The 23193-nt window shown below is 64.5% G+C and carries 25 protein-coding genes; 10 read left to right on the forward strand and 15 right to left on the reverse strand.

All coding sequences use genetic code 11. From position 1 onward, the window contains the following. Position 1 precedes the first annotated feature (1 nt). Genes hisA through hisB form a run of 3 tightly spaced genes read right to left on the reverse strand, consistent with a single transcriptional unit; the run spans position 2 to position 1937 of the window. The gene (gene hisA, locus F7P65_RS06520; RefSeq protein WP_150290948.1) at positions 2 to 739 is read right to left on the reverse strand and encodes a 1-(5-phosphoribosyl)-5-[(5-phosphoribosylamino)methylideneamino]imidazole-4-carboxamide isomerase; all 738 of its coding nucleotides are present in this window, start codon (positions 737 to 739) and stop codon (positions 2 to 4) included. Then, the gene (gene hisH, locus F7P65_RS06525) at positions 736 to 1353 is read right to left on the reverse strand and encodes an imidazole glycerol phosphate synthase subunit HisH (protein WP_150290949.1); all 618 of its coding nucleotides are present in this window, start codon (positions 1351 to 1353) and stop codon (positions 736 to 738) included. The genes hisA and hisH overlap by 4 nt, the downstream gene beginning before the upstream one ends. Continuing rightward, the gene (hisB, locus tag F7P65_RS06530) at positions 1350 to 1937 is read right to left on the reverse strand and encodes an imidazoleglycerol-phosphate dehydratase HisB (protein ID WP_150290950.1); all 588 of its coding nucleotides are present in this window, start codon (positions 1935 to 1937) and stop codon (positions 1350 to 1352) included. The genes hisH and hisB overlap by 4 nt, the downstream gene beginning before the upstream one ends. An 87-nt stretch (positions 1938 to 2024) precedes the next feature. Here hisB and F7P65_RS06535 point away from each other — a divergent pair, with 87 nt between their 5' ends. The 4 genes from F7P65_RS06535 (at position 2025) to gmk (ending at position 5058) form a co-directional block, all read left to right on the forward strand. Further along, positions 2025 to 2501 (forward strand): SspB family protein, encoded by a 477-nt coding sequence (locus F7P65_RS06535; RefSeq protein WP_150290951.1) that lies wholly within the window; start codon positions 2025 to 2027, stop codon positions 2499 to 2501. Positions 2502 to 2567: 66 nt separating this feature from the next. Beyond that, the gene (gene fumC / locus F7P65_RS06540) at positions 2568 to 3953 is read left to right on the forward strand and encodes a class II fumarate hydratase (RefSeq protein WP_150290952.1); all 1386 of its coding nucleotides are present in this window, start codon (positions 2568 to 2570) and stop codon (positions 3951 to 3953) included. A 49-nt stretch (positions 3954 to 4002) separates the two neighbouring features. Beyond that, positions 4003 to 4341 (forward strand): hypothetical protein, encoded by a 339-nt coding sequence (locus tag F7P65_RS06545; protein WP_150290953.1) that lies wholly within the window; start codon positions 4003 to 4005, stop codon positions 4339 to 4341. Positions 4342 to 4392: 51 nt separating this feature from the next. Then, positions 4393 to 5058, forward strand: coding sequence for a guanylate kinase (gene gmk / locus F7P65_RS06550; protein ID WP_150291084.1), 666 nt, complete (start codon positions 4393 to 4395; stop codon positions 5056 to 5058). Positions 5059 to 5082: 24 nt separating this feature from the next. Here the strand turns inward: gmk and F7P65_RS06555 are convergent, their stop codons facing one another. The 7 genes from F7P65_RS06555 to rpsF all read right to left on the reverse strand — a co-directional run bounded on the left by F7P65_RS06555 (position 5083) and on the right by rpsF (position 11212). Next, positions 5083 to 6150, reverse strand: a complete 1068-nt coding sequence (locus F7P65_RS06555) for a class I SAM-dependent methyltransferase (RefSeq protein ID WP_150290954.1) — start codon at positions 6148 to 6150, stop codon at positions 5083 to 5085. Continuing rightward, entirely contained in the window at positions 6140 to 7006 is an 867-nt protein-coding gene (lgt, locus tag F7P65_RS06560; RefSeq protein ID WP_150290955.1) for a prolipoprotein diacylglyceryl transferase, read from the reverse strand. Before lgt ends, F7P65_RS06555 begins: the two co-directional genes overlap by 11 nt. Positions 7007 to 7069: 63 nt before the next feature. Further along, entirely contained in the window at positions 7070 to 8467 is a 1398-nt protein-coding gene (locus F7P65_RS06565; protein WP_150290956.1) for a hypothetical protein, read from the reverse strand. Beyond that, on the reverse strand, positions 8464 to 9765 hold the full coding sequence (locus tag F7P65_RS06570; RefSeq protein ID WP_240334221.1) for a chloride channel protein: 1302 nt from the start codon (positions 9763 to 9765) through the stop codon (positions 8464 to 8466). The genes F7P65_RS06565 and F7P65_RS06570 overlap by 4 nt, the downstream gene beginning before the upstream one ends. Positions 9766 to 9941: 176 nt before the next feature. Further along, the gene (rplI, locus tag F7P65_RS06575; protein WP_150290958.1) at positions 9942 to 10538 is read right to left on the reverse strand and encodes a 50S ribosomal protein L9; all 597 of its coding nucleotides are present in this window, start codon (positions 10536 to 10538) and stop codon (positions 9942 to 9944) included. 13 nt (positions 10539 to 10551) lie between these two features. Continuing rightward, positions 10552 to 10776, reverse strand: coding sequence for a 30S ribosomal protein S18 (gene rpsR / locus F7P65_RS06580; protein ID WP_004212076.1), 225 nt, complete (start codon positions 10774 to 10776; stop codon positions 10552 to 10554). Between the two features lie 13 nt (positions 10777 to 10789). Further along, positions 10790 to 11212 carry a 30S ribosomal protein S6 gene (rpsF, locus tag F7P65_RS06585; RefSeq protein WP_150290959.1) on the reverse strand — a complete coding sequence of 141 codons (423 nt, stop codon included), beginning with the start codon at positions 11210 to 11212 and terminating at the stop codon, positions 10790 to 10792. A 287-nt stretch (positions 11213 to 11499) separates the two neighbouring features. Between rpsF and F7P65_RS06590 the strand changes: the two genes are divergently transcribed. Continuing rightward, the gene (locus F7P65_RS06590; RefSeq protein WP_150290960.1) at positions 11500 to 12900 is read left to right on the forward strand and encodes a GntP family permease; all 1401 of its coding nucleotides are present in this window, start codon (positions 11500 to 11502) and stop codon (positions 12898 to 12900) included. 44 nt (positions 12901 to 12944) lie between these two features. Here the strand turns inward: F7P65_RS06590 and F7P65_RS06595 are convergent, their stop codons facing one another. The 5 genes from F7P65_RS06595 to F7P65_RS06615 all read right to left on the reverse strand — a co-directional run bounded on the left by F7P65_RS06595 (position 12945) and on the right by F7P65_RS06615 (position 18429). Continuing rightward, complete coding sequence (locus F7P65_RS06595; protein WP_150290961.1) at positions 12945 to 13307, reverse strand: RcnB family protein; 363 nt, start codon at positions 13305 to 13307, stop codon at positions 12945 to 12947. A gap of 177 nt (positions 13308 to 13484) precedes the next feature. Further along, positions 13485 to 14690 (reverse strand): ABC transporter permease, encoded by a 1206-nt coding sequence (locus F7P65_RS06600; RefSeq protein ID WP_150290962.1) that lies wholly within the window; start codon positions 14688 to 14690, stop codon positions 13485 to 13487. Beyond that, positions 14690 to 15403: an ABC transporter ATP-binding protein gene (locus F7P65_RS06605; protein WP_150290963.1), complete on the reverse strand. Its 714-nt coding sequence runs from the start codon at positions 15401 to 15403 to the stop codon at positions 14690 to 14692. Before F7P65_RS06605 ends, F7P65_RS06600 begins: the two co-directional genes overlap by 1 nt. Before the next feature lie 4 nt (positions 15404 to 15407). Continuing rightward, positions 15408 to 16967, reverse strand: coding sequence for an efflux RND transporter periplasmic adaptor subunit (locus F7P65_RS06610; protein WP_150290964.1), 1560 nt, complete (start codon positions 16965 to 16967; stop codon positions 15408 to 15410). After that, the gene (locus F7P65_RS06615) at positions 16957 to 18429 is read right to left on the reverse strand and encodes an efflux transporter outer membrane subunit (protein ID WP_150290965.1); all 1473 of its coding nucleotides are present in this window, start codon (positions 18427 to 18429) and stop codon (positions 16957 to 16959) included. Before F7P65_RS06615 ends, F7P65_RS06610 begins: the two co-directional genes overlap by 11 nt. A 126-nt stretch (positions 18430 to 18555) precedes the next feature. Here F7P65_RS06615 and fabD point away from each other — a divergent pair, with 126 nt between their 5' ends. The 5 genes from fabD to mltG all read left to right on the forward strand — a co-directional run bounded on the left by fabD (position 18556) and on the right by mltG (position 23123). After that, positions 18556 to 19491, forward strand: a complete 936-nt coding sequence (fabD, locus tag F7P65_RS06620) for an ACP S-malonyltransferase (protein WP_150291085.1) — start codon at positions 18556 to 18558, stop codon at positions 19489 to 19491. A 20-nt stretch (positions 19492 to 19511) separates the two neighbouring features. Further along, the gene (fabG, locus tag F7P65_RS06625; RefSeq protein ID WP_150290966.1) at positions 19512 to 20252 is read left to right on the forward strand and encodes a 3-oxoacyl-[acyl-carrier-protein] reductase; all 741 of its coding nucleotides are present in this window, start codon (positions 19512 to 19514) and stop codon (positions 20250 to 20252) included. A gap of 219 nt (positions 20253 to 20471) precedes the next feature. Beyond that, entirely contained in the window at positions 20472 to 20705 is a 234-nt protein-coding gene (locus F7P65_RS06630; protein ID WP_007689016.1) for an acyl carrier protein, read from the forward strand. 176 nt (positions 20706 to 20881) lie between these two features. Next, positions 20882 to 22141, forward strand: coding sequence for a beta-ketoacyl-ACP synthase II (gene fabF, locus F7P65_RS06635; protein ID WP_150290967.1), 1260 nt, complete (start codon positions 20882 to 20884; stop codon positions 22139 to 22141). Positions 22142 to 22151: 10 nt separating this feature from the next. Next, on the forward strand, positions 22152 to 23123 hold the full coding sequence (gene mltG, locus F7P65_RS06640; protein WP_150290968.1) for an endolytic transglycosylase MltG: 972 nt from the start codon (positions 22152 to 22154) through the stop codon (positions 23121 to 23123). The last annotated feature ends 70 nt before the right edge of the window (positions 23124 to 23193 follow it).

Raw genomic sequence — 23193 nt, forward strand, 5'->3', positions numbered from 1 at the left:
CTTAAGCCGCCGCCTGCGCCACCGCCAGCGCGGTCTTGAGGTTCAGCCGCCCGTCATAGAGCGCCCGGCCGGTAATCACGCCTTCAATGCCTTCGTCGGCGTGGAGGCTGAGGATGCGGATGTCCGCGATCCCCGCTACGCCGCCGCTGGCGATCACGGGAATGTCGGTGGCGCGGGCGAGATCCACGGTCGCCTCGATATTGCAGCCCTTGAGCAGGCCGTCGCGGCCCACATCGGTGAAGAGCAGGCTGGCGACGCCCGCATCCTCGAACCGGCGGGCGAGGTCGGCCACCGGCATGTCGGACTTTTCGGCCCAGCCATCGGTCGCGACGAAGCCGTCCCGCGCATCGACCGCCACGACGATGCCGCCGGGAAAGTCGCGAGCGGCGGCCTTGACGAACTCAGGGTCCTTCAGTGCCGCCGTGCCGATCACGATGCGGGACACGCCAAGGTCGAACCAACGCTCCACCGCGTCGCGATTGCGGATGCCGCCGCCCAGTTGCACATGGCCCGGAAAGGCTTCGACGATCGCTTCGACCGCTTCGGCGTTGACCGCGCGGCCGGCAAAGCTGCCGTCGAGATCGACCACATGCAGATGCTGTGCGCCCGCTTGCGCGAACAGCAGCGCCTGCGCGGCGGGATTGTCGCCATAGACGGTGGCGCGGTTCATGTCGCCCTCCGCCAGACGGACGACCTGCCCGCCCTTGAGGTCGATTGCGGGGAAAACGATCAGGCTCATGGACGCCATTCCAGAAAGCGGGAGAGGAAGGAAAGGCCATAGCTCTGGCTCTTTTCCGGGTGGAACTGGCAGCCGATGATCGTATCGCGCGCCACCGCGGCGACCAATGGCCCGCCATGATCGGTCACGGCGGCGATATGATCGTCCTGTGCCACGTCGAAATGATAGCTGTGCAGGAAATAGGCTTCCCCGGTTTCCAGCAAGGGCGGATGGCCGCGCAGCGTCACGTCGTTCCAGCCCATATGCGGCACCTTGATTGCCGGGTTGTGCGGTTCGATCAGCCTGACCGTGCCGGGAACCCAGCCCAGCCCTTCATGCCGTCCGAATTCTTCCCCGGCATCGGCCAGCAACTGCATGCCGACGCAGACGCCCAGAAAGGGTACGCCGCGCCGATGGACGGCTTCGTTCATCGCCTCGACCATGCCGGGGATCGCCACCAGCGCATCGCGGCAGGCGCGGAAGGCGCCCACGCCCGGCAGGACAATGCGGTCCGCCTTCGCCACCAGGTCCGCGTCGGCGGTGATGACGGCATTGTCCGCCCCTGCCTTGCGCAGGGCATTATGCACCGAATGAAGGTTGCCCGCGCCGTAATCGATCAGGGCCAGAGTCGTCACAGCATCCCCTTGGTCGACGGGATGGCGTCGGCCTTGCGCGGGTCGATCTCCACCGCCTGCCGCAGCGCGCGGGCAAGACCCTTGAAGCAGCTTTCGACGATATGATGGTTGTTGCTGCCGTACAGATTTTCGATGTGCAGCGTGATCCCAGCCGCCTGTGCGAAGCTATGGAAGAAATGCTCGATCATTTCCGTGTCCCATTCGCCCAGGCGCTGCACGGTGAAGGGCGCCTTGAACACCAGCCAGGGACGGCCGGAAATGTCGAGGGATACGCGGGTCAGCGTCTCGTCCATCGGGGAATAGACGCTGCCGTAGCGGGAAATGCCGCGCTTGTCGCCCAGCGCCTTGGCGATCGCCTCGCCGATGGCGATGGCGGTGTCCTCGGTCGTGTGGTGCTGGTCCACATGCAGGTCGCCGACCGTTTTCACTTGCATGTCGATCAGCGAATGGCGGGACAGCTGCTCGATCATGTGATCGAGGAAGCCAATGCCCGTCGAAACGGTGTAGATGCCTGTGCCGTCGAGGTTGACGGTCACGTCGATCTGCGTTTCCGCAGTGTTGCGGTGAATGTCGGCCGTGCGCATGGCTGCGCCCTATACCGAAGTGGGGGCGCCATGCAATGTGCTGTAGCGCACTTGACCAGCGCTACGGCGTCGTTAGGACATTGGGCCATGAGCGACGACCTGCCTGACAGCCTGATTCCCTATGACGAAATCGTGCAGGAAGCCCTGCGTGCCGTGGTCGGCCGCGTGCTGGGCGAAGTCCAGCAATCGGGCGGTTTGCCGGGCGCGCACCATTTCTACATCACTTTCAAGACGCAGGCGCCCGGAGTCGACATTCCCCGTCATCTGGTCGAGCGCTTTCCCGATGAGATGACCATCGTCCTCCAGAATAAATTCTGGGATCTGAAGGTCAGCGACGATGCATTCGGCGTCAGCCTGACTTTCAACCAGCTCGCGGCGCATCTCTATATTCCCTTTGCCGCGATCACGGCCTTTGTCGATCCGGCGGTGAATTTCGCGCTTCAGTTCCAGGTCCAGTCCGACACGGCGCCCGAACCGCATGAAGAGGCGGAAAACGACGTGCCGCAGGTGGCGACGGAAGACGGCTCCAACGTCGTGACGGTGGATTTCGGAAAGAAGAAATAAGCGCTGGAATCGGAGCGTCCAGCTCCCCAGATTGGCGGTGCCCGCAAGCCAGGGGAGTGCCCGATCTTGAGCGATAGCCGTACAGAATCCGACAGCATCGGCGTCATCGACGTTCCGGACAGCGCCTATTGGGGCGCGCAGACCCAGCGCAGCATCGAGAATTTTCCTTTTGGCGCCAATGAACGGATGCCGATCGGCATCGTGCACGCCCTTGCCATCGTGAAGCAGGCGGCGGCGCGGGTGAATCGCGGGCATGGACTCGCTCCGGATCTGGCCGATGCGATCGAGGCGGCGGCCGCGCAGGTGATCGCGGGGCGCCATGACGATCAGTTCCCGCTCGTCATCTGGCAGACAGGCAGCGGCACCCAGTCCAACATGAACGTGAATGAGGTGATCGCGGGAATCGCCAATGAGGCGCTGACCGGCAAGCGCGGCGGGAAAAGCCCGGTTCATCCCAACGATCATGTGAATATGGGCCAGTCGTCCAACGACAGCTTTCCCACGGCCCTGCATATCGCTGCGGCGCGGGCGGTGACGGGGGAGCTTTTCCCGGCACTGGATCGGCTTCACGCGGCGCTCGATGCCAAATCGGCTGCCTGGAACGGCATTGTGAAGATCGGCCGCACCCATTTGCAGGATGCGACGCCGCTGACATTGGGGCAGGAATTTTCGGGCTACGTCCATCAACTCTACCGCAGTCGCAAGCGGATCGAGCCGGCGGTTCTGCATGGCATGATGGCGTTGGCGCAGGGGGGCACGGCGGTCGGCACCGGGCTGAATGCGCCCAAGGGCTTCGATGGGGCGATGGCACAGGAAATCGGCGTCCTCACCGGCCTGCCGTTCCGCACCGCCGACAACAAGTTCGAGGCGCTGGCCTCCAACGATCCGCTGGTGCACCTGTCCTCGACGCTGGCGACGCTGGCCGTGGCGCTGACCAAGATCGCCAACGACATCCGCCTGCTCGGGTCCGGTCCGCGTTCCGGCCTTGGCGAGCTGGACCTCCCCGCCAATGAGCCGGGCAGCTCGATCATGCCCGGCAAGGTCAACCCGACTCAGTGCGAAATGCTGACCATGGTGGCCGCGCAGGTCATCGGCAATCATCAGGCGGTGATTGTCGGTGGGCTTCAGGGGCATATGGAACTCAATGTCTTCAAGCCGCTGATCGGCGCGGCGGTGCTGCGTTCGATCCATCTGCTGAGCGTTGGAATGGACAGTTTCGCGGAACGCTGCGTCGAGGGGCTGGAGGCGAATGAGAAACGGATCGCGGAACTGGTCGACAGGTCACTGATGCTGGTGACGGCGCTGGCACCGGAGATCGGCTACGACAATGCGGCGAAGATCGCCAAATATGCGCATGTCCAGGGATTGACGCTCAGGGAAGCGGGGCTGGCTTTGGGGCTGGTGGATCAGGTGACCTTCGACCGGCTGGTGCGGCCGAAGAATATGATCTGATCCAGATCAACATGGTGGAACCGACTGATCTGCGGTACATTAACGCCTTATGAAGAAGAAAATCGACCAGGCGCCGAGCAGCGGCCGTCCGCCGCGAAAGTCCGGCCTGCTGAAAAAGGCGGCGCGGGTCGGCGCCGCCGTGGTGGCGGCGCGCGTCGCGGCGGATACCGGCAAGAAGGGCGTGATCGGTCTGATAGCGGGCGCGGGCGCCAAGCGTCTTATCATGCGATATCCGGCCGGGGCGCTGGTCGTCACCGGCGCCTATATGGCGGGCAAGCTCTACGAAGCGAAGCGGGAAGCCGATCGCAAGCGCGCGATCAAGGCGTTACCCGACGAAAGCGTCCAGCCCATATTGATCGAGGAAGCGCGCAAGGCACGCGAACGATAAGGACCCCATAGTTCCTCTTGCCAAATGCCGTCCATGACGCCACTAGCGGCCATGGCCGACAGCATCTCCATCGAGACGCCCGATTTCAAGCGCCGCGGCGTCCTTTTCGTTCTTTCGTCGCCCTCTGGCGCCGGTAAATCCACTATTGCGCGCAAATTGCTTGCCGCCGAGCCGGATCTGGCGATGTCGGTGTCCGCGACGACGCGGCCGATGCGCCCGGGCGAGGTCGAGGGCAAGGATTATCATTTCGTCGATCTGGAGGAATTCCGGCGGATGACCGCCGATCATGAATTCCTGGAATGGGCGCACGTTTTCGGTCAGCGCTATGGCACGCCGCGCGCGCCGGTCGAAGCGATGTTGAAGAGCGGACAGGACGTGCTGTTCGACATTGACTGGCAGGGCGCCCAGCAATTGCACCAGATTGCGGGCGGCGATGTGGTGCGCGTGTTCATCCTGCCGCCGTCGATGGAGGAACTGGAGCGGCGTCTGCGCGGGCGGGCGACCGACAGCGAGGAAGTGATCGAGGGGCGCATGTCGCGCGCTGCGGGCGAGATCGCGCACTGGGACGGCTATGACTATGTCCTCTGCAATGTCGATGCGGAGGATTGCTTCCAACGGGTGCAGACGATCCTGCATGCCGAACGCATGAAACGCAGCCGCCAGACCGGCCTGATCGGCTTTATCCGCCGCCTGAGCCGCTATCATCAGGACGATTGAGGCATCAGGAGAATTGAGGGTTTTTCAGCCCTCGAAACCCGCCGGGTCGGCCCAGTCGGGATGAACCCAGGCCATAGCCTTGAACAGCGTTCCCATGGCGTCGTCGGCGGTCAGCCGGCAGCGGGCGGCCTCCACCTCGTCCGCGCGGGCGGGCGCGGTACGGCTGAGCTGGCCGGCCCGGGCGTCTATGCCAAGCTGGCGCAGGAAATGGCCCTGACCGACGGTTCGCGTCACCCGTAGTCCAGCCTGTCGCGCCATGTTGCCGAGCATGGTGAAATCGACATGGGTAGTGAGATCGCTCTCGCCGGGTTCCAGGAAAGGATCGGCGAATTTATGCGCTCTCACCGCCTGGAGCGTGTCGCCGGTGGCGGGGCCTTCATAGCCATAGTCGACGATTATCGCGGCCCCGCCCTGCCGGGCGATGCGATGGGCCAGTTCCAACGCAATAGCTGATCCGGCGAGCGGCATTTCCAGGATCGTGCCTTCCGGCGCATCGGTGGCGATGGCGGGGATGCCCGATTCGATCCGGCGATAGCCGGACATGGGGGCGAAACGGTCGGGTTCGTCGGGATCGGGGCGGACGACCACCCGCTCGCGCCATTCGTTGCCGGTGCGGACAAGCTGGCGCACGGGCAGGGCATCGAAAAATTCATTGGCGACGACCAGCAGCGGGCCTTGCTCCGGCAGGGTGGAAATCGCGTCATGGTGGAGGACATTGGGGACCAGCGCCCGCTGCCTTTCCCGCAGGCTGGGGCTGGTTTCGACGAAATGGACCTGGGGATGGAGCGCCGTATTCGCCATGGCCCGCAGCGCGTCGGAGGCCAAGGTGCCGCGACCGGGGCCGAGCTCGACATAATTTGTTTCGGGGCGACTGCCCGAGCGCATCCAGACGTCGGCAAGGCAAAGGCCGATCAACTCCCCGAACATCTGACTGATTTCGGGGGCGGTGGTGAAATCGCCCGCCGTGCCGAGGGGGTCGCGGGTGCCGTAATAATGCTGGTTCGCCTCCGCCATATAATGGGCGACCGAAATAGGGCCGCCCGCCGAAATCTGGCGGGCGAGCCGCTCGGCGAGGCTGAGTTCAGCTGACACTCGCACTGCCTGCGACCGGTTCCACCCTGACCCGCCGCCCCTTGGCGGTGACGATCAGGTAGAGACCGCCCAGGATCATCGGCACGCAGAGCCACTGGCCCATGTGCAGGCCGGTGCGGGCGGCGAATGCCATCAGCTGGGCGTCGGCCTCGCGGAAATATTCGACCCCGAAGCGGAAGATGCCGTAGCAGAAGAGGAAAATGCCCACGAGCATGCCCGGCTTATAGCGGGCGCGGGTTCTCCAGAAGGCGAAGGCGAGGATCAGGAACAGTATGACGCCTTCGAAAAGGGCCTCGTAAAGCTGGCTCGGATGGCGGGGGAAGGGGCCGCCGGTCGGGAAGATCATCGCCCAGGGAACGTCGGTTTCCTTGCCCCATAATTCGCCGTTCACGAAATTGGCGAGGCGGCCGAAGAACAGACCGAAGGGAACGCAGCAGGCCACGAAATCATGGATGCGCAGCCAGCTCAGCTTTTCCTTGCGCGCCATGTAGAGAATGCCCAGCGACACGCCCAGCGCGCCGCCATGGAAGGACATGCCGCCATTCCATAGCTTGAGCACATCCAGCGGGTGCAGGAGGATTTCAGGCTGGTAGAAGAAGACATAGGCCAGCCGTCCGCCGATGATGATGCCCAGCGTTGCATAGAAGATCATGTCGTCGGCATGACGGCGCGCCATGGGCGAGCCGGGCTGGGCGATCAGCTTCAGCAGATACCAGTAGCCGATCAGGATGCCCGCAAGATAGGCGAGGCTATACCATTTCAGCGTGAAGAAGCCGAGGTCGAGCGCGACCGGGCTGAGGCCGAGTTGGTCGAAACGGATAGCGCCAGATGCGGCGGCGGCAAGGTCAAGGATCAAGTCTTCGTTCCCCTTGGGAATGTTGCTGCCGCCATAGAGCAAGGCGGGGGAAGGAGGAAGGGGTCAGTTCATAAGGTCGGCATAGCGGGTCGGTGGTGCGGGCAGGGCAATGCGGGCGGTCATGCCGGTGAGCAGCAGCAGGGCCATGGCGAGCGCGGCGGGCGTGGTCCGGCGAAGCCATGGGCGGCGCGGGTGCAGGATCAGCCAGCCCCATGCCGTCGCGAGCATGGCCCAGAGATGGTAGCGCAGGTCGGAGGATATGCTGATCGCGGCGAAGCTGGCCTCCTGAAACAAGGCAGAGAGGAAGAGCGCGAGGGCGAGCTTTTGCCCGGGGCTGTCGGGTGCAGAAATGGCGAGCCAAAGGCCCCAGAGCGCGGCGGCGATCCAAAGGATCGGCCATGCCAGGGGCGTTTCGACCAGCCCGGCGGCGATGCCCTGCCAATGGATAGCGGCGCAGCAGGCGGGATTGGCGAGGCCCAGATTATTGGGTTCCGCCATGGCCGGCGGGGCGGCGAGCGGCCAGTGGAAAGGGACCAGCCAGCGTTCCGTCGAGTTCAGATGGGCGAAGCGGTGCGCGAGATAGGCGAAGGGATGTCGCAGCGCTGCCTTGGCGAGATCGGCATAAAGCTGGCTGGCCGGTTTTTGCTGCCAGGATCTGGTGGCGGCTTCGCAGGCGGGCGTGTTGCCGATCGGGTCCCAGAACAGGGGTTTGACGCAATGGTGCCGGATCAGTGTCTGGATGGCTCCGGGGGATAGGCCTCCGACGGATGGGTCGCCGGTTCGCACGGCGATGCCCGCCAGGTCGTACAACGGCTGGGTGCGGGTGACGCCGCTGTCCCGTGCACCGAGCAGGCCGTGGTTGATCGGCTGCGACAGGAGCAGGATTGCAGGGATGGCGGCGATCATCATCCAAAATCGGGCGACGGGACCCGTGGGGCGCGGCATCAGCAGCATCGCCAGCGGAACGGTGGAAAAGACCGCATTGGCGCGGACCAGCGTGGCATAGGCCAGGCAGAGAATCGCCACGGCCAGAGCCGGGAACGGTATCGGCCGGCCGCGCAGGCGGTAATGCGCGATCAGGCCCGCGGCGAGGCTGAGCGCGCCGATCATCTGACTGTCCTTGATGACGATGGCCAGCCAGCCGAGCAGGAAAGGGGTTGCGCCGATGGCGAGCAGGGCGACGGCCCGGCGGCCACCGAGGGCGTTGGCCAGCAGGGCAAGAGCCAGCCAATAGCCGGTCATCTGCACGACGAGGAGCGGGGCCGTGCCGGGACCTGCGAAAGACAGCGCGGCCCAGAGGCGGGCCATGACCGGCGGGTGCCAATCATCATAGCTCCCGCTCAGAACCTGTTGATATTGCATCAGCGTGTCATAGCTGGCGATGCCGGGCCAGAAGAGCAGCAGCGAGGCGAGAAGCAGGGCGAGCGCCGCGAGGATCGAGGGAGCGCGAAAAATGCTCACTGGACCGAAAAACGTTGGGCAAGGCCGTGGTAGAGGCGTTCTTTCCCGACCAGTTGGGCGGCGAAATCGGCGATCAGCGCGGCGGCGAGCAGGGGCATCATCAGGCCGCGGCTGGCGGTGGTTTCGGAAATGATGATGACGGCGGTCAGCGGCGCGCGTACGACTCCGGTGAAATAGGCGACCATGCCGAGCAGGACGATGGCGCCGGGAGGATAGGCCGGGAACAGGCTGCGCAGCATGTCGCCTATGCCCGCGCCGACCGACAGCGACGGCGCGAATATGCCGCCGGGCAGGCCGGATATCGCGGTCGCCAGCGTCGCCAGGAATTTGGCGCCGCCGAACCAGAGCGGCACGTTGCTGCCCGCGATGACGGCATGGGCGGTCTGATAGCCGGTGCCCCAGGTCAGGCCCGTCATGACGCCCAGCGCCGCCACGACCGTGCCGCAGAGAAAGGCGAACAGGATCGGATGGGCGCGCAGCCATGCCATGGGGGTGAATGCGGTGCGGCCCGATGCGAGCGTCAGGCGGGAGAAGAGGCCCCCCGCGATGCCGCCCAGCACGCCGGCGACGGGCGCGGCCACCAGCGCCTCCCTGACGCCCAGCGTCTGGCGCATGATGCCGAAATAGACATAGTCGCCTGCCAGGCCCAGGCTGACCATGCCGGAGATCAGCACGGCGGCCATGACCAGCAGCGTCATGCGCTGTTCATAGGCGGCGGCCAACTCCTCGATCGCGAAGGCGACCCCGGCCAGCGGCGTATTGAAGGCGGCGGCGACGCCCGCCGCGCCCCCCGCGATAAAGACGGAGGAGCGGAGCGGAATGCGCATCAGGCGATGGGCATGACCCATGATGCTGGCGGCGATCTGGACCGTGGGGCCTTCGCGGCCGACCGATGCGCCGAAGAGCAATGTACCCACGGTCAGCCAGAATTTCACGAAGGCGGTGCGCGCGGACACCAGCCGTTTCATGCCCGCTTCGGGCGCGCGGGAGGCGGCGATCACTTGCGGAATGCCCGAACCCCTGGCGTCCGGGGCGAAGCGGGCGGTGGCCCAGGCAAATGCCGCGAAGCCTGCCGGCGTGAGGATCAGCGGCGCCCACCAGATGCGATGGACGAGGGACAGGAAGATTTTCCCCGCCTCATCGGCGAGTTCGGCGAAGAGCAGGGCGACCAGGCCGACCATGATGGCGCCGCCCAATATGGCGATCCTGCGCCGCCAGATCATCGATTCAGGGCCATGCCGCCGTATCAGGATGCGGATACGGCGCGGCAGCAGGTTTTTGCTCCGGGTCGGGGACATGGCGGGAGGCATAGAGCATTCCACAGCGGGCGGGAACCGTCGAGGGGCGCAGGATACGGAAAGATAAAGTGAAAACGCCCGGCAGGAAGGCGGAATCCCTGTCGCGGGCATGGCCAGCGCCAACAAAAAAGCCGCCCGGCGAGGGGCGGCTTTTCTGTTCGGTCCGATCCGGAAACTCAGGCTTCTTCGGCCGGAGCTTCTTCGGCTTCCGCGGCGATTTCGCCCGGTTCCGCATTCGGATCGTAATCTTCGGTGAAGCCGCTTTCGTCCTTTTCGAACAGGTCGGCCATCACGTCGACGCCCTGCGACTGAAGCTCGGCTTCTTCCGGCGAGCGGGCGACGTTCACCGTGATGGTGACCGCGACTTCGGGGTGCAGCGCGACCTTGACGTCGAAGACGCCCAGGGTCTTGATCGGGCGTTCCAGCACGACCATCGCCTTGGTGACGTTGGTGACACCGTCAGCATGGAGCGCTTCGACGACGTCACGGACGGCGACCGAACCATAGAGGTGGCCGGCGTTCGACGACTGGCGGATCAGGACGATCTGCTTGCCGTTGACGCCTTCGGCAGCCTTTTCGGCGTCCGAGCGGCGAGCGGCGTTGTCGGCCTCGATCTTCGCGCGGTTGGCTTCGAAGACCTTCTTGTTGGCGTTGTTGGAGCGCAGTGCCTTCTTGTTGGGCAGCAGGTAGTTACGGGCGTAACCGTCCTTCACGGTGACGACGTCACCGATGGCGCCCAGCTTCTCGATCCGTTCGAGGAGAATGATTTCCATGAGTCTTACTCCCTCACTTCACGATGTAGGGCAGCAGGCCCAGGTGACGGGCGCGCTTGATGGCCTGGGCCAGCTCACGCTGCTTCTTGGCGGAGACAGCCGTGATGCGGCTGGGGACGATCTTGCCGCGCTCGGACACGAAGCCCTGCAGCAGACGAACGTCCTTGTAATCGATCTTCGGCGCATCCTTGGCGGCGAAGGGGCAGCTCTTGCGGCGGCGGAAAAACGGGCGTGCCATGTTTCAGATCTCCTTATTCGCCAGCCGGGGCTTCTTCGCGCTCGCGGCGCGGGCCACGATCGCCACGATCTTCGCGGGGGCCGCGATCGCCGCGCGGACCGCGCTCGGCGCGTTCCTGCTTGCGCATCATGACCGACGGGCCGGTTTCCAGCTCATCGACCTTGATGGTCATGTAGCGGATGATGTCTTCGTTGATCTGGGTCTGGCGCTCCAGTTCCGCAACGACACCGGCGGGGGCGTCGATGTTCAGCATCACATAGTGCGCCTTGCGGTTCTTGGCGATCTTGTACGCGAGCGAACGCAAGCCCCAGGTTTCGACCTTGGTCACCTTGCCCTGCATTTCCTCGACGATCTTGGTGGCGGTTTCCGCCAGAGCGTCCACCTGCGCCTGTGCCAGATCCTGGCGCGCAAGGAACACATGCTCGTAAAGAGCCATGGGTATTGCCTCATCTGTTGGCCGATCGCTGACGCCCACCCCATGTGGAACGCCCCTCCGGCTGTCGTCTCAAGCATTCTGCCGCGCGGCTGCGAGTCACCCCCGGGGCCGTGCGAAGCGGCGCCTATGACGGAAATGCGGGGGAAAGGCAAGGGCGGATCGTCGCAGGAAGGAGCAGCGATTTTGCCGTTCGCGCCGGGCTTGTCGAAGCGCCCGTCTTTCTTGCAGATAGAGAGAAGAGCAGGCTGCGACAAGTTCGGGCCGAACGGTGGGATAGGGGCTGAACCATGGCGGTGGGAATCGCAGCGTTATCTCTGATATTGCTGATGATCGCAGCCTATCGGGGGATGAGCGTCATCCTGATGGCGCCATTGCTGGCGATGCTGGCGGTGTTCCTGACCGATCCTTCCGCCGTTCCGGCCGTGTTTTCCGGGCTGTTCATGGAGAAGGTCGGCAGTTTCCTGAAACTCTATTTCCCGGTGTTCCTGCTGGGCGCGCTGTTCGGCAAGCTGATCGAGATTTCGGGCTTTTCGCGGTCCATCGTGACGGCGGTGATCGCTCTGGTGGGAGCGCAAAGGGCGATTCCCGCAATCATGCTGGTGACGGCGCTGCTGACCTATGGCGGGGTGTCCGTGTTCGTGGCGGTGTTCGCAGTCTATCCCTTCGCGGCCGAAATGTTCCGGCAAGGGGATATTCCCAAACGGCTGGTGCCCGCGACCATCGGGCTGGGCGCGATCACCTTCACCATGGATGCGATGCCGGGGACGCCGCAGATCCAGAATATCATTCCGACCAGCTTTTTCGGGACGACTGCCTGGGCGGCGCCGGGGCTGGGGTTGATCGGATCGGCCTGCATCATGGGGTTGGGGCTGACCTATTTGGGATGGCGGCGGCGGGCGATGAAGGCGGCCGGCGAGGGATATGGCGCGCCAGAGACATTGGTGAATGAGCCGGACGCGGTGGATGAGGAGGCCGGCGTTCATCCGCTGATCGCCTTGCTGCCGCTGCTGGTGGTGGGACTGGGCAATCTGGCGCTGACCATGGCGATCCCGCGCATGGTGCCGGGGGCGGAGATCAGCGTGTCGCTGGCGGGGCTGGCCGAGCCTTTGGTGGTGAAGGTCGCGCAGGTGGCGGCGCTCTGGGCGGTGGAAGGGGCGTTGCTGGCGGGAATCGGGACGATCCTGCTGTTTGCCTTTCCGGTGGTCGCGCGGCGCTTTGCCGAGGGGTCGAGGGCGGCGGTCGGCGGCGCTCTGCTCGCGGGCATGAATACGGCGGTCGAATATGGGTTCGGGGCCGTGATTGCGGCGCTGCCAGGCTTTCTGCTGGTCAAGGAGGCGCTGAAGACGGTGCCCGATCCGCTGGTCAATGAAGCGATCACGGTGACATCGCTCGCCGGGATTACCGGATCGGCTTCGGGGGGTCTGTCGATCGCGCTGGCGGCGATGGCGGAGCAGTTCGTTGCGGCGGGCGATGCGGCGGGCATCCCGCGCGAGGTGCTGCATCGGGTCGCGTCGATGGCGAGCGGCGGGATGGACAGCCTGCCCCATAACGGGGCGATCATTACCCTGCTGGCGGTGACGGGACTGACCCATCGGCAGGCCTATAAGGATATCTTCGCACTGACGCTGATCAAGACGCTGACCGTGTTCGTGGTGATCGCGGTCTATTATCTGACGGGGCTGGTATAGGTATAGGAAAACGCCCCGGAGACGATCTCCGGGGCGTTTCTGGCTTAGCGGATCGCGCCGGTGATGACCGAAGCGATGATGCCGCTGGTGATTGCAACGAGGACCGCGTCATTGCCCGAGCGGACCCAGTGATAGCCGCGCGGCGGGGCATTCAGGCGGTAGCCGCGATAATTGTCGATCACCCGATAGCTGGTGGCGTAGCGGCGGTCGAAGCGCTGGCCCTTGGCCCAGCGACGGTGATCGTTCTTGCGAACGACCGTCTTATGCTTGACCACCGTCCGGCCGTGCGGACCATGCTTGACGATGCGGGTTTCCTCGCGATGCGGGGCGGCTTGCGCCTGGGCGGTGATCATCGGGCTGGCGACCATGGTGGTTGCGGCCAGGGCCATCAGAAACTTCTTCATCATGTCGTTGCTCCTCTTTCAATCTCGGCGCCGCTGTCCGGCGTTGAAACCAGGTTTAGGCGGGGCTTGTCGCAGGGATGTGTCGCAACGCGGCGAAGTTTGTCGGAAATTGTAACAGAAGCGCAATTAGTCTGAACATTCGTTCAGAAATGTCGTCTTTTCATAAGGATAATCGACGCGCTATTCATGGCGGAGCGCGTCGATGGGGTTCAAGGCAGCAGCGCGGCGGGCGGGGAAATAGCCGAAGACGACACCGATGGCGGCCGAAAAGAGGAAGGCGATCAGGTTCACCTTTATGTCGAAGATGAAGGGTACCTGCATCAGCGGCGCGATGGCGACCGAGGCGATCAGCGCGAGGAACAGGCCGATAAGGCCGCCCAGGCAGGAGAGGACGATCGCCTCGACCAGGAATTGCATCAGCACTTCGCGGGCAACGGCGCCGATGGCAAGGCGGATGCCGATTTCGCGGGTGCGTTCCGTCACGGACACCAGCATGATGTTCATGATGCCGATGCCGCCGACCAGCAGGGAGATCGCCGCCACCGCCGCCACGATCTGCGTCAGGATGGTGGTGGTGCCGGTCAGCGTATCGCTGATCTGCTTGGTGTCGAAGACGTTGAAATTATCCTCCGCGCCCGGCTTCACCTTGCGGCGTTCGCGCATGAGTTCTTCCAGGCTGGCCTGGACCGTGCCGGTGTCATAGGCGTCGTCCACCGCGACCAGTATCTGGCTGATGTCGCGGTCGCCGGTGAAGCGGCGCTGGACGAATTTGATCGGCATGACGACGACATCGTCCTGATCGCCGAAGCCGCCTTGCCCTCGGGTCGCGAGCGTGCCGATCACCTGGCAGGAGACGCCCTTGATCCGCATCCGCTTGCCGACGGGGTCATTGCCCTGGAAGAGGTTGGTGCGGACCGTGTTGCCGATGATGCAGACGGGTTTTCCGGCCTCCTCCTCCTCGGGCATGAACAGGCGGCCGGTGTCGGCCTTCCAGCTTTGCACCTCGAAATAGGCGGCGGTGGTGCCGTAGACGGTGGTGGACCAGTTGCTGCCTTCGTAGATCGCGGTGCCGCTGGACTGGACCATCGGCGCCACGGCGCGCACACCGGTAAGCTGGTTTTCGATGGCGGTCAGGTCCTGCGGCTTGAAGTCGGGCGGGCGCGGTCCGCCGCCGCCCCGGCCGAAGCCTTGCCCCGGACGCAGTTGCAGGACATTGGCGCCCAGCGAACTGATCTGTTCGCGCACGGCCGCCGTCGCGCCATTGCCCAGCGTCACCATGGTGACGACCGCCGCCACGCCGATGATGATGCCCAGCGTGGTGAGGAAGCTGCGCAGCTTGTGCCGGTTGATCGCGCGGAGGGCGAGGATGACGGTGGTGCCCAGCATCAGGCCTTCACCCTATTTTCGATGCCGTCGACAAGGCCGTCCTTGAAGTGGACGATGGTGCGGGCGAAGGCGGCCATGTCCGGTTCATGCGTCACCATCAGGACGGTGATGCCGCTGTTGCGGTTGAGGTCGGTCAGCAATTCCATGATCTCGATCGAGCGTTCCGAATCGAGATTGCCGGTCGGTTCGTCAGCGAGCAGCACGTCAGGCTGGGTGACGATGGCGCGGGCGATGGCGACGCGCTGTTGCTGGCCGCCGGAGAGTTCGGCGGGCGTGTGGTCCCACCAGTCCTTCAGGCCCACCTTGTCGAGGGCGGCCATGCCGGACTGATAGCGGGTCTTCCCGTCCTCGCCGCGATAGAGCAGGGGCAATTCGACATTTTCCAGCGCCGTGGTGCGGGAGAGCAGGTTGAAGCCCTGGAACACGAAGCCGAGATAGCGGCGGCGCAGCAGGGCGCGCTGGTCGCGGTCGAGCTTCTCGACATGGCGGCCCTTGAACAGGAATTCGCCCGCCGAGGGCACGTCGAGACACCCCAATATGTTCATCGTGGTCGATTTGCCGGAGCCGGACGGCCCCATGACCGCCACGAAATCGCCTTGGGCGATGTCGAGGTCGATGCCCTTCAGCGCCTGAAAGGCGGTCGGGCCGGAACCATAGACCTTGGTGACCCCGCGCAGAGAGATGATGGGATCGCCGGAAAGGGAAGGCGCCATCGCGTCAGCTTCCGCTCTGGCGGCCTGTGCCGCGCGGTTCGCCCGCCCGGTTCGGGGGCGTGGAAGGCGTGACGGGCGCGGTTTCCGGCTTCGAATCGCCGGAATTGCCGAGCTTGCCGACCGTCGCGGGGCTGCCGTCGGCGGATCGGCCGTTCCCTGTCTGGCGGTTGCGGTCGCGGGGCTGGCCGCCCTGCGATCCGCTGTCCGTAGCCTGATCCTCGGCGGGGGCCTGCTGCCCTTTGGCAAGTTGGCCGGTGATGACCTTCATGCCGGGCTTGAGGTCGCCGCCGGTGATGACCGTGCGTGCGCCGTCGCTGGCGCCGACCGTCACCTGCACGGCCTTGGGATTGCCGTCGTCGCCCATCACATAGACGGTCTGGCTGCTGCCGACGCCGAAGCTGACCTGCCGGTTGGCGCCGCCACGGCGGAAGCGCCGGGGACCGGGGACGATCTGGCTGGTGATGCCGCCTTGCTTGCTGTCCGCGCTGGGTTTGAAGCGGAGTGCGCTGTTGGGGACGAGCAGCACGTCGTGCAGTTCCTGGGTCACGATGTCCGCCGTGGCCGTCATGCCGGGACGCAGGATTTCATCGCCGTTGTCGACCGAGAGCACCGCCGTATAGGCGACCACGGTTCCGCTGGTGCTACTGGTCGTGCTGCTGCTGGACGAGGATGAGGAGGAACTGCTGCTGGCGCTGTTCGAGCCGACATTGACCCGCGTGACCTGGGCCGGGAAGGTGCGGCCGGGGAAGGCATCGACCGAGAAATTGGCGGTCTGGCCCTGTTTGACCTGCCCCACATCCGCTTCGTCGACCGAGACCTCCACCTCCATCTTGGTCAGGTCCTCGGCGATGGTGAAGAGGACCGGAGCGTTGAAGGAGGCGGCGACGGTCTGGCCCGGTTCGATGTCGCGGGAAAGGACCACGCCCGTCACCGGCGAGACGATCTGGGCGATCGACAGGTTGGTCTGGGCCGTGGAAAGCTGCGCCTGCGACACGCGGACCTGCGCCTGTGCCGATTGCAGCGTGGCCTGCGCCTGATGATAGGTGGCGCGGGCGGAATCCAGTTCGGTCTTGGCGGGCACGCGGCCGCCCGAGAGCCGATAGACGTTGAGCTGACGGTCGAGCGTCGCTTTGGCCAGCGCAACCTGCGCCTGCGCCTGCGCGACGCTGGCGCGGGAGGCGGCGACCTGCGCGCCGTTCTGGTTCACCGAATCGACGAGGCGGCGGGTGTCGAGTTCGGCCAGTTTCTGCCCCTTGGTCACGCGGTCGTTCACGTCGACATAGACGGCCGTGATCTTGCCCGACTGTTCAGAGCCGACATCGACCTGATTGATGGGCTTGAGGTTGCCGGTGGCGGAAACCGAGACGGTAAGGTCGCCCTTGCGCGCTTCGCGCGTCGCGTAATTGGGCTTGTCCTCCCCCCCGAAGCAGCGCGCGACGAGCAGGATGAGGACCAGCAAGACGATGCCGACGCCGCCCCGGATCGCCCATTTGCGCCACGGCTTTTCCGGCCTTGCGCCCAGAAAATCGTCGAGGTCCTGATCCTTGGTCACGTCATTGCTCATGGGGGCGGTTTTCCATATTCTGCCAGCCGCCGCCCAGCGCGTTGTAAAGCTGGGCGATAGCGAGGACCTCGTCAGACTGCGCGGCGGCAAGGCTGTTGCGCGCGCTGAGGAGCGTGTTTTCGGTGGTCGACAGCGTCTGGAAGTCGATCAGGCCGGATTGATATTGGCTGCGCGCCATGATCGCGGCGTTGTTGGACGCGGCGTAGGCGGTGGCGAATTCGGCCTTGCGGGCGCGGGCGCTGGACAGGGAGGCCATGGCGTTCTCCACATCCTCCAGCGCGGTCAGCACGCTTTGCTTATAGGCGGCGAAGGCGCCGTCGGTGGCGGCCCTTTGCGAGCGGACCTGCGAGGCGATGCGCCCACCGTCGAAGATCACCTGCGCGACATTGGCGAAGACGCCGCCGGTGATCAGGCTGAACAGATCCTTGAAGGCGTTGGAGGTGGTGCCGATGTTTCCGCTGATGCCGAGCGAGGGGTAAAGCTGGGCCTGCGCCACGCCGATGCGCGCGGTGGCGGCGGCCAGCGCGCGTTCGGCGGCGCGGACGTCCGGCCGCTGGCGCAGCGTGTCGGCAGGAATGCCGGTGGCGATCTGCGTCGAGGCGGCGGGGATGGGCGCGGGGGTTTCGAGCGTGCGGGTGGCCTCGCCCGGCGCCTGCCCGGTCAGCACGGCAATGCGGTTGAGGCTGCCCCTCAGGCTCGCCTCCAGTTGCGGGACGGTGGCGTTGGTCTGCGCCAGTTGCGCCTTGGCCTGCTGCTCGTCCAGCGAGGAGACCAGGCCGGCCTGAAGCCGCCAGTTGGCGATATTGTAATTGTCCCGCTGGATCGTCTGGGTTTCGCGGGCCACGCGAAGCTGTTCCTGCGCGAGCCGGGCCTGCACATAGTTGGTGACCAGTTCGGAGACGATCGTCATCCGCACCTGGGCGAGGTCATAGCCCGATGCGGCAAGATCGGCGCGCGCGGCTTCGGCAGAGCGGGAGAGTTCGCCGAACAGGTCGATCTGCCAACTCGCGTTGGCGCCGACCGAATAGCTGCTCGACCAGTGGCTGGAGCCGGAACTGATGGGAACGCCGTTGGAATCGAAGCGGTTGGCCGAGGTCTGGCTGGTGTAGTTCTTGCCGCCGCTGGCCGATCCGTTCACTTGCGGCAGGAAGGCGGCCTTGGCCTGACGCAGCGATTCCCGCGCCTGGCGCAGCCGCGCCTGCGCCTGCACGATGTCGAGATTATTGGCGATGGCGCGGTCGACCAGCGCGCTGAGCGCCGGGTCGTTGAGGCGGGTCCACCAATAAGCGAGATCGGCTTCGTTGACGGGCGCGGCATTGCCCTGGCTGTAGGCGGCGGGCACGCCCAGCGCAGCCGGCGCCGGAGCGCGATAATCGGGGCCGGCTGCGCAGGCCGAAAGGGCCATTGCCGTTCCGGCGATCCAGGCCTTGCTATATCGCACCTTTTCCTTGCACTCCGTCATCGTTAAAGGGACGCACGATTTCATGGTGAGGCAGTGAGGCGGATGCCTCAATGGCATTTGTGTCTCAAAGTGTAACGACTTTGATAAATTGCGCTTTTGGAGCGCCTCTGGGTCAGAAGGTGGATGATGAGGGCATTTCTTTTTCCGGGACAGGGCAGCCAGTCGGTCGGCATGGGCAAGGCGCTGGCCGAGGCGAGCCCGGCAGCGAAGGAACTGTTTCAGGAGGTCGATGACGCTCTGTCGCAGCATTTGTTCCGCATCATGGTGGAGGGGCCGGAGAGCGACCTGACGCTGACCGAAAATGCGCAGCCCGCGATCATGGCGAATGCGCTGGCGACGCTGCGGGTGATGCAGAAGGAGGGCGGTTTTTCGCTTGGCGAGAAGGGCGATTTCGTCGCCGGGCACTCGTTGGGCGAATATAGCGCGCTCTGCGCGGCGGACGCTTTCGACATCGGGACGACCGCGAAGCTGCTGAAGCTGCGCGGGCAGGCGATGCAGGCGGCCGTGCCGGTGGGCGAGGGCGCTATGGCGGCGCTGTTGGGTGCTGACATTGAGAAGGCGCAGGCGTTGGCCGAAGCGGCGGCCGAGGGCGAGGTCTGCACCGTCGCCAATGACAACGACCCGACGCAGGTGGTGATTTCCGGGCATCGCGGCGCCATCGAGCGCGCGGTGGCGCTGGTGAAGGACCATGGCATCAAGCGCGGCGTGCTGCTGCCGGTGTCGGCGCCCTTCCATTGCCCGCTGATGCAGCCCGCGGCCGAAGCGATGGCGGAGGCTTTGGGCCAGGCGGCGATCAAGACGCCGCTGTTGCCGGTCTACGCCAATGTGCTGGCGAGCGCGATTGCCGACCCGGAGGAGATCAAGCTGCGGCTGGTGGAGCAGGTGACGGGCCGGGTGCGCTGGCGCGAATCCGTGGCCGCCATGTGGGACGCGGGCGTGACCGAATTCATCGAATTGGGCGGCAAGGTCGTCGGCCCGATGGTCAAGCGCATCGCGCCCGACGCCACCGTGCGCAGCATCGTAACGATGGACGATATCGAGGCGGCGCTGGCCGCTTTCTGACCGAATAAGGATGAAGTGACATGTTCGATCTGACAGGCATGACCGCGCTGGTGACGGGCGCTTCGGGGGGCATTGGTTCCGCCATTGCGAAGGCTCTTGCAGCGCAGGGCGCTACGCTCGCCCTTTCGGGGAGCAATGAGGAGAAACTGAAGGCGTTTGCCGCCGAACTGGGCGGGGATCACAAGATTCTGGTCTGCAACCTTTCCGATCCGGCGGCGGTCGACGGGCTGGTCGGGCAGGCGGTGGAAGCGCTTGGCGGGAAGATCGACATTCTCGTCAACAATGCCGGCATCACCCGCGACAACCTGATCCTGCGCATGAAGGATGAGGAATGGTCGGATGTGATCTCCGTGAATCTGGAGGCCGCTTTCCGGCTGGCCCGCGCGGCCGCCAAGCCGATGATGAAGGCGCGCTTCGGCCGCATCATCTCCATCACCTCGGTCGTCGGCGTCACCGGCAATCCGGGGCAGGCCAATTATGCGGCGTCCAAGGCCGGCATCATCGGCATGTCCAAGTCGCTGGGCCAGGAATTGGCGAGCCGTGGGATCACCGTGAACTGCGTGGCGCCCGGCTTCATCCGGTCGGCCATGACCGATGCGCTGAACGATGCGCAAAAGGGCGCGATCCTCACCAAGATCCCGGCGGGCGACCTGGGCGCGGGTGAGGATATCGGCGCGGCCGTCGTGTATCTTGCGAGCAAGGAAGCCGGTTATGTCACCGGCCAGACGCTGCACGTCAATGGCGGCATGGCGATGATCTGATTTGTTCGGGCGTGATGGATTATTCCTTCGCGCCCGAAAATTTTGGGCATTTGCAAAGTCGCCGCCTTGTGCCATCGGAGCAGCAGGAGTCGAATGCAGGCGGGCGGGTGTGCGTTTCCCGATTGTCTCTTGCCTCTTGCCTCTGTAGGGGCTTGCCTCTAGGGCATGCCTTAACAAATATTCAGAACCATCAACGATACCCAGTAAAAAGGACCACTCATGAGTGAGACCGCGGATCGCGTAAAGAAAATCGTCGTCGAGCATCTGGGCGTCGAAGCCGAGAAGGTGACCGAGGACGCAAGCTTCATCGACGATCTGGGCGCTGACAGCCTGGACATCGTTGAACTGGTGATGGCGTTCGAAGAAGAATTCGGCGTCGAAATCCCCGACGATGCGGCTGAGAAGATCGCCACCGTCAAGGATGCCATCGATTATATCGACAGCAAGCAGTAAGAGCGTCTGGCGACCCGCCTTCCGGGGCTGGGGTCGCTGCGTTTGAAGGAAATGGCTCCTCCTGTCCGGCAAAACCGGGTCTTGGGGAGCCTTTTCGTATCTGGCTGCCCGTTCACAAGCGCCTTTGTTGCGGTTAAAGGACGGGCCAAGCCAATGAAGAATTTCGGAGCAAGGATATGCGTCGCGTCGTCGTAACCGGCCTCGGCATGGTCACCCCGCTGGGCGGGAATGTCGAAACCACCTGGAAAAACATCATCGCGTCCAGATCCGGCGCGGCGACGATCGCGCGGTTCGACGCCAGCGAATATAAGTGCCGCATCGCCTGCGAGGTGAAGCCGGCGGATCATGAATATGGTTTCGACGCCAACAAGGAAGTCGACCACAAGATCCAGCGTCAGGTCGATCCGTTCATCGTCTTCGGCATTGCCGCCGCCAGCGAGGCTCTGCAGGACGCGGGCCTGACCGACATGAGCGAGGAAGAGCGGCTGCGCGCTGGTTGCTCCATCGGTTCGGGCATTGGCGGTCTGCCAGGCATCGAAAGCGAATCGCTGGTGCTGGCGAACAAGGGGCCGGGCCGCGTGTCGCCGCACTTCGTCCACGGTCGTCTCATCAACCTGATTTCGGGTCAGGTTTCGATCAAATATGGCCTGATGGGGCCGAACCATGCGGTGGTGACCGCCTGTTCCACAGGCGCGCACTCCATCGGCGACGCCGCGCGGATGATCGCGATGGATGATGCCGACGTGATGCTGGCCGGTGGCGCGGAAAGCGCGATCTGCCCGATCGGCATTGCCGGATTCGCCCAGGCTCGCGCGCTGTCGACCGGCTTCAACGACACGCCGGAAAAAGCTTCGCGGCCCTACGACATCAACCGTGACGGCTTCGTCATGGGCGAGGGTGCGGGCGTGGTCGTGCTCGAGGAATATGAGCATGCCAAGAAGCGCGGCGCGAAAATCTATGCCGAAGTGATCGGTTACGGCCTGTCGGGCGACGCCTATCACGTCACCGCTCCGCATCCGGAGGGCAATGGCGGCTATCGTTCGATGGAAATGGCGCTCCGCAAGTCGGGCTTGTCGTTGGCTGACATCGACTATGTGAACGCGCACGGCACCTCGACCCCGCTTGGCGACGAGTTGGAGCTGGGCGCGGTGAAGCGGTTGTTCGGCGAACATTTGAACACCATGTCGATGAGCTCGACCAAGTCCGCCATCGGCCATCTTCTGGGCGGCGCGGGCGCGGTGGAGAGCATCTTCTGCATTCTCGCCATGCGCGACCAGATCGTGCCGCCGACGCTGAACCTCGACGAACCGAGCGAAAGCTGCAAGGGCGTCGACCTGGTTCCGCATGTCGCCAAGGAGCGCAAGGTGCGCGCGGTGCTGAACAACTCGTTCGGTTTCGGCGGCACGAATGCCTCGCTCATCATGAAGGCGATCTGAGACAACTCCCATGCGGCGGCTCGGCTGTAGCATCCTGCTCATCGGTCTGGCCGTCGCGGCCTTTGTCGCGTTCCGTTTCGTCCATGGCTGGACGGAGGCGGGGCCGGCGACATCGGATGTGACGATCGTGGTGCCCGATGGCGCGACGATTGCGGACGCGGCGGTGCTGCTCAAGCAGAAGGGCATTGTGCGGTCGGCCGATGCCTTCCTGACCCGCGCCAAGGTCTTCGGGCGAGGCAAGTCGATCAAGGCGGGCGAGTTCCTGATTCCCAAGGGCGCCAGCAACAGCGACATTTTCAGCATATTGCAGGGCGGCAAAACGCTGACCCGGCTCATCACCATACCGGAGGGCATGCCCTCTATCCTGGTTTATGAGCGGCTGAAGGCGAATGAGGAACTGACCGGCGACATCGCGGTGCCCGAAGAAGGCAGCGTGCTGCCCGACAGCTATGCCTTCGACAAGGGCGAAAGCCGGGCCGTGGTGCTGAAGCGGATGCAGTCCGCGATGGACAGGGCGCTGGCGACGCTGTGGGCCGAGCGGGCGCCCGATACGGTGGCCAAATCCCCCAGGGAAGCGATCATCCTTGCCAGCATTGTTGAGAAGGAAACCGGCGTCCCGTCGGAGCGGCCGATGGTGGCGGGGGTTTATGGCAACCGTCTGAAGACACGCATGATGTTGCAGGCGGACCCGACGATCATCTACCCGATCACCAGGGGCAAGCCTCTGGGACGGCGGATCAAGAGATCGGAGATCGCGGCGGTCAACGATTATAATACCTATGCGATGACTGGCCTGCCCAAAGGGCCGATCGCCAATCCGGGGCGGCTGTCGATCCTGGCGGTGCTGCATCCGGCGGAGACCAAGGCGCTCTATTTCGTCGCGGACGGGAAGGGCGGGCATATCTTTGCCGATACGCTGCAAGAGCATAATGAGAATGTGCGGAAATGGTTTGAAATCCGCCGGGCCAGAGGTGAGCTTTAGCCTGAGTGGACGGGGCAATTTCAGCCTTGTCCTTCAATTTTTCCTTTCCCTTCGTAAAGCAGCGATTGCC

The sequence above is a fragment of the Sphingobium estronivorans genome (assembly GCF_008692605.1).
GTDB classification, from domain to species: Bacteria; Pseudomonadota; Alphaproteobacteria; order Sphingomonadales; family Sphingomonadaceae; genus Sphingobium; species Sphingobium estronivorans.

What these genes read in the sequence shown, in the direction of transcription:
- hisA (WP_150290948.1), bottom strand. Translation starts at nt 739, where the DNA reads ATGAGCCTGATCGTTTTCCCCGCAATCGACCTCAAGGGCGGGCAGGTC.
- hisB (WP_150290950.1), bottom strand. Translation starts at nt 1,937, where the DNA reads ATGCGCACGGCCGACATTCACCGCAACACTGCGGAAACGCAGATCGAC.
- F7P65_RS06535 (WP_150290951.1), top strand. Translation starts at nt 2,025, where the DNA reads ATGAGCGACGACCTGCCTGACAGCCTGATTCCCTATGACGAAATCGTG.
- F7P65_RS06545 (WP_150290953.1), top strand. Translation starts at nt 4,003, where the DNA reads ATGAAGAAGAAAATCGACCAGGCGCCGAGCAGCGGCCGTCCGCCGCGA.
- gmk (WP_150291084.1), top strand. Translation starts at nt 4,393, where the DNA reads ATGGCCGACAGCATCTCCATCGAGACGCCCGATTTCAAGCGCCGCGGC.
- F7P65_RS06570 (WP_240334221.1), bottom strand. Translation starts at nt 9,765, where the DNA reads ATGTCCCCGACCCGGAGCAAAAACCTGCTGCCGCGCCGTATCCGCATC.
- rplI (WP_150290958.1), bottom strand. Translation starts at nt 10,538, where the DNA reads ATGGAAATCATTCTCCTCGAACGGATCGAGAAGCTGGGCGCCATCGGT.
- rpsR (WP_004212076.1), bottom strand. Translation starts at nt 10,776, where the DNA reads ATGGCACGCCCGTTTTTCCGCCGCCGCAAGAGCTGCCCCTTCGCCGCC.
- rpsF (WP_150290959.1), bottom strand. Translation starts at nt 11,212, where the DNA reads ATGGCTCTTTACGAGCATGTGTTCCTTGCGCGCCAGGATCTGGCACAG.
- F7P65_RS06590 (WP_150290960.1), top strand. Translation starts at nt 11,500, where the DNA reads ATGGCGGTGGGAATCGCAGCGTTATCTCTGATATTGCTGATGATCGCA.
- F7P65_RS06595 (WP_150290961.1), bottom strand. Translation starts at nt 13,307, where the DNA reads ATGATGAAGAAGTTTCTGATGGCCCTGGCCGCAACCACCATGGTCGCC.
- F7P65_RS06600 (WP_150290962.1), bottom strand. Translation starts at nt 14,690, where the DNA reads ATGCTGGGCACCACCGTCATCCTCGCCCTCCGCGCGATCAACCGGCAC.
- F7P65_RS06605 (WP_150290963.1), bottom strand. Translation starts at nt 15,403, where the DNA reads ATGGCGCCTTCCCTTTCCGGCGATCCCATCATCTCTCTGCGCGGGGTC.
- F7P65_RS06610 (WP_150290964.1), bottom strand. Translation starts at nt 16,967, where the DNA reads ATGAGCAATGACGTGACCAAGGATCAGGACCTCGACGATTTTCTGGGC.
- F7P65_RS06615 (WP_150290965.1), bottom strand. Translation starts at nt 18,429, where the DNA reads ATGACGGAGTGCAAGGAAAAGGTGCGATATAGCAAGGCCTGGATCGCC.
- fabD (WP_150291085.1), top strand. Translation starts at nt 18,556, where the DNA reads ATGAGGGCATTTCTTTTTCCGGGACAGGGCAGCCAGTCGGTCGGCATG.
- fabG (WP_150290966.1), top strand. Translation starts at nt 19,512, where the DNA reads ATGTTCGATCTGACAGGCATGACCGCGCTGGTGACGGGCGCTTCGGGG.
- F7P65_RS06630 (WP_007689016.1), top strand. Translation starts at nt 20,472, where the DNA reads ATGAGTGAGACCGCGGATCGCGTAAAGAAAATCGTCGTCGAGCATCTG.
- fabF (WP_150290967.1), top strand. Translation starts at nt 20,882, where the DNA reads ATGCGTCGCGTCGTCGTAACCGGCCTCGGCATGGTCACCCCGCTGGGC.
- mltG (WP_150290968.1), top strand. Translation starts at nt 22,152, where the DNA reads ATGCGGCGGCTCGGCTGTAGCATCCTGCTCATCGGTCTGGCCGTCGCG.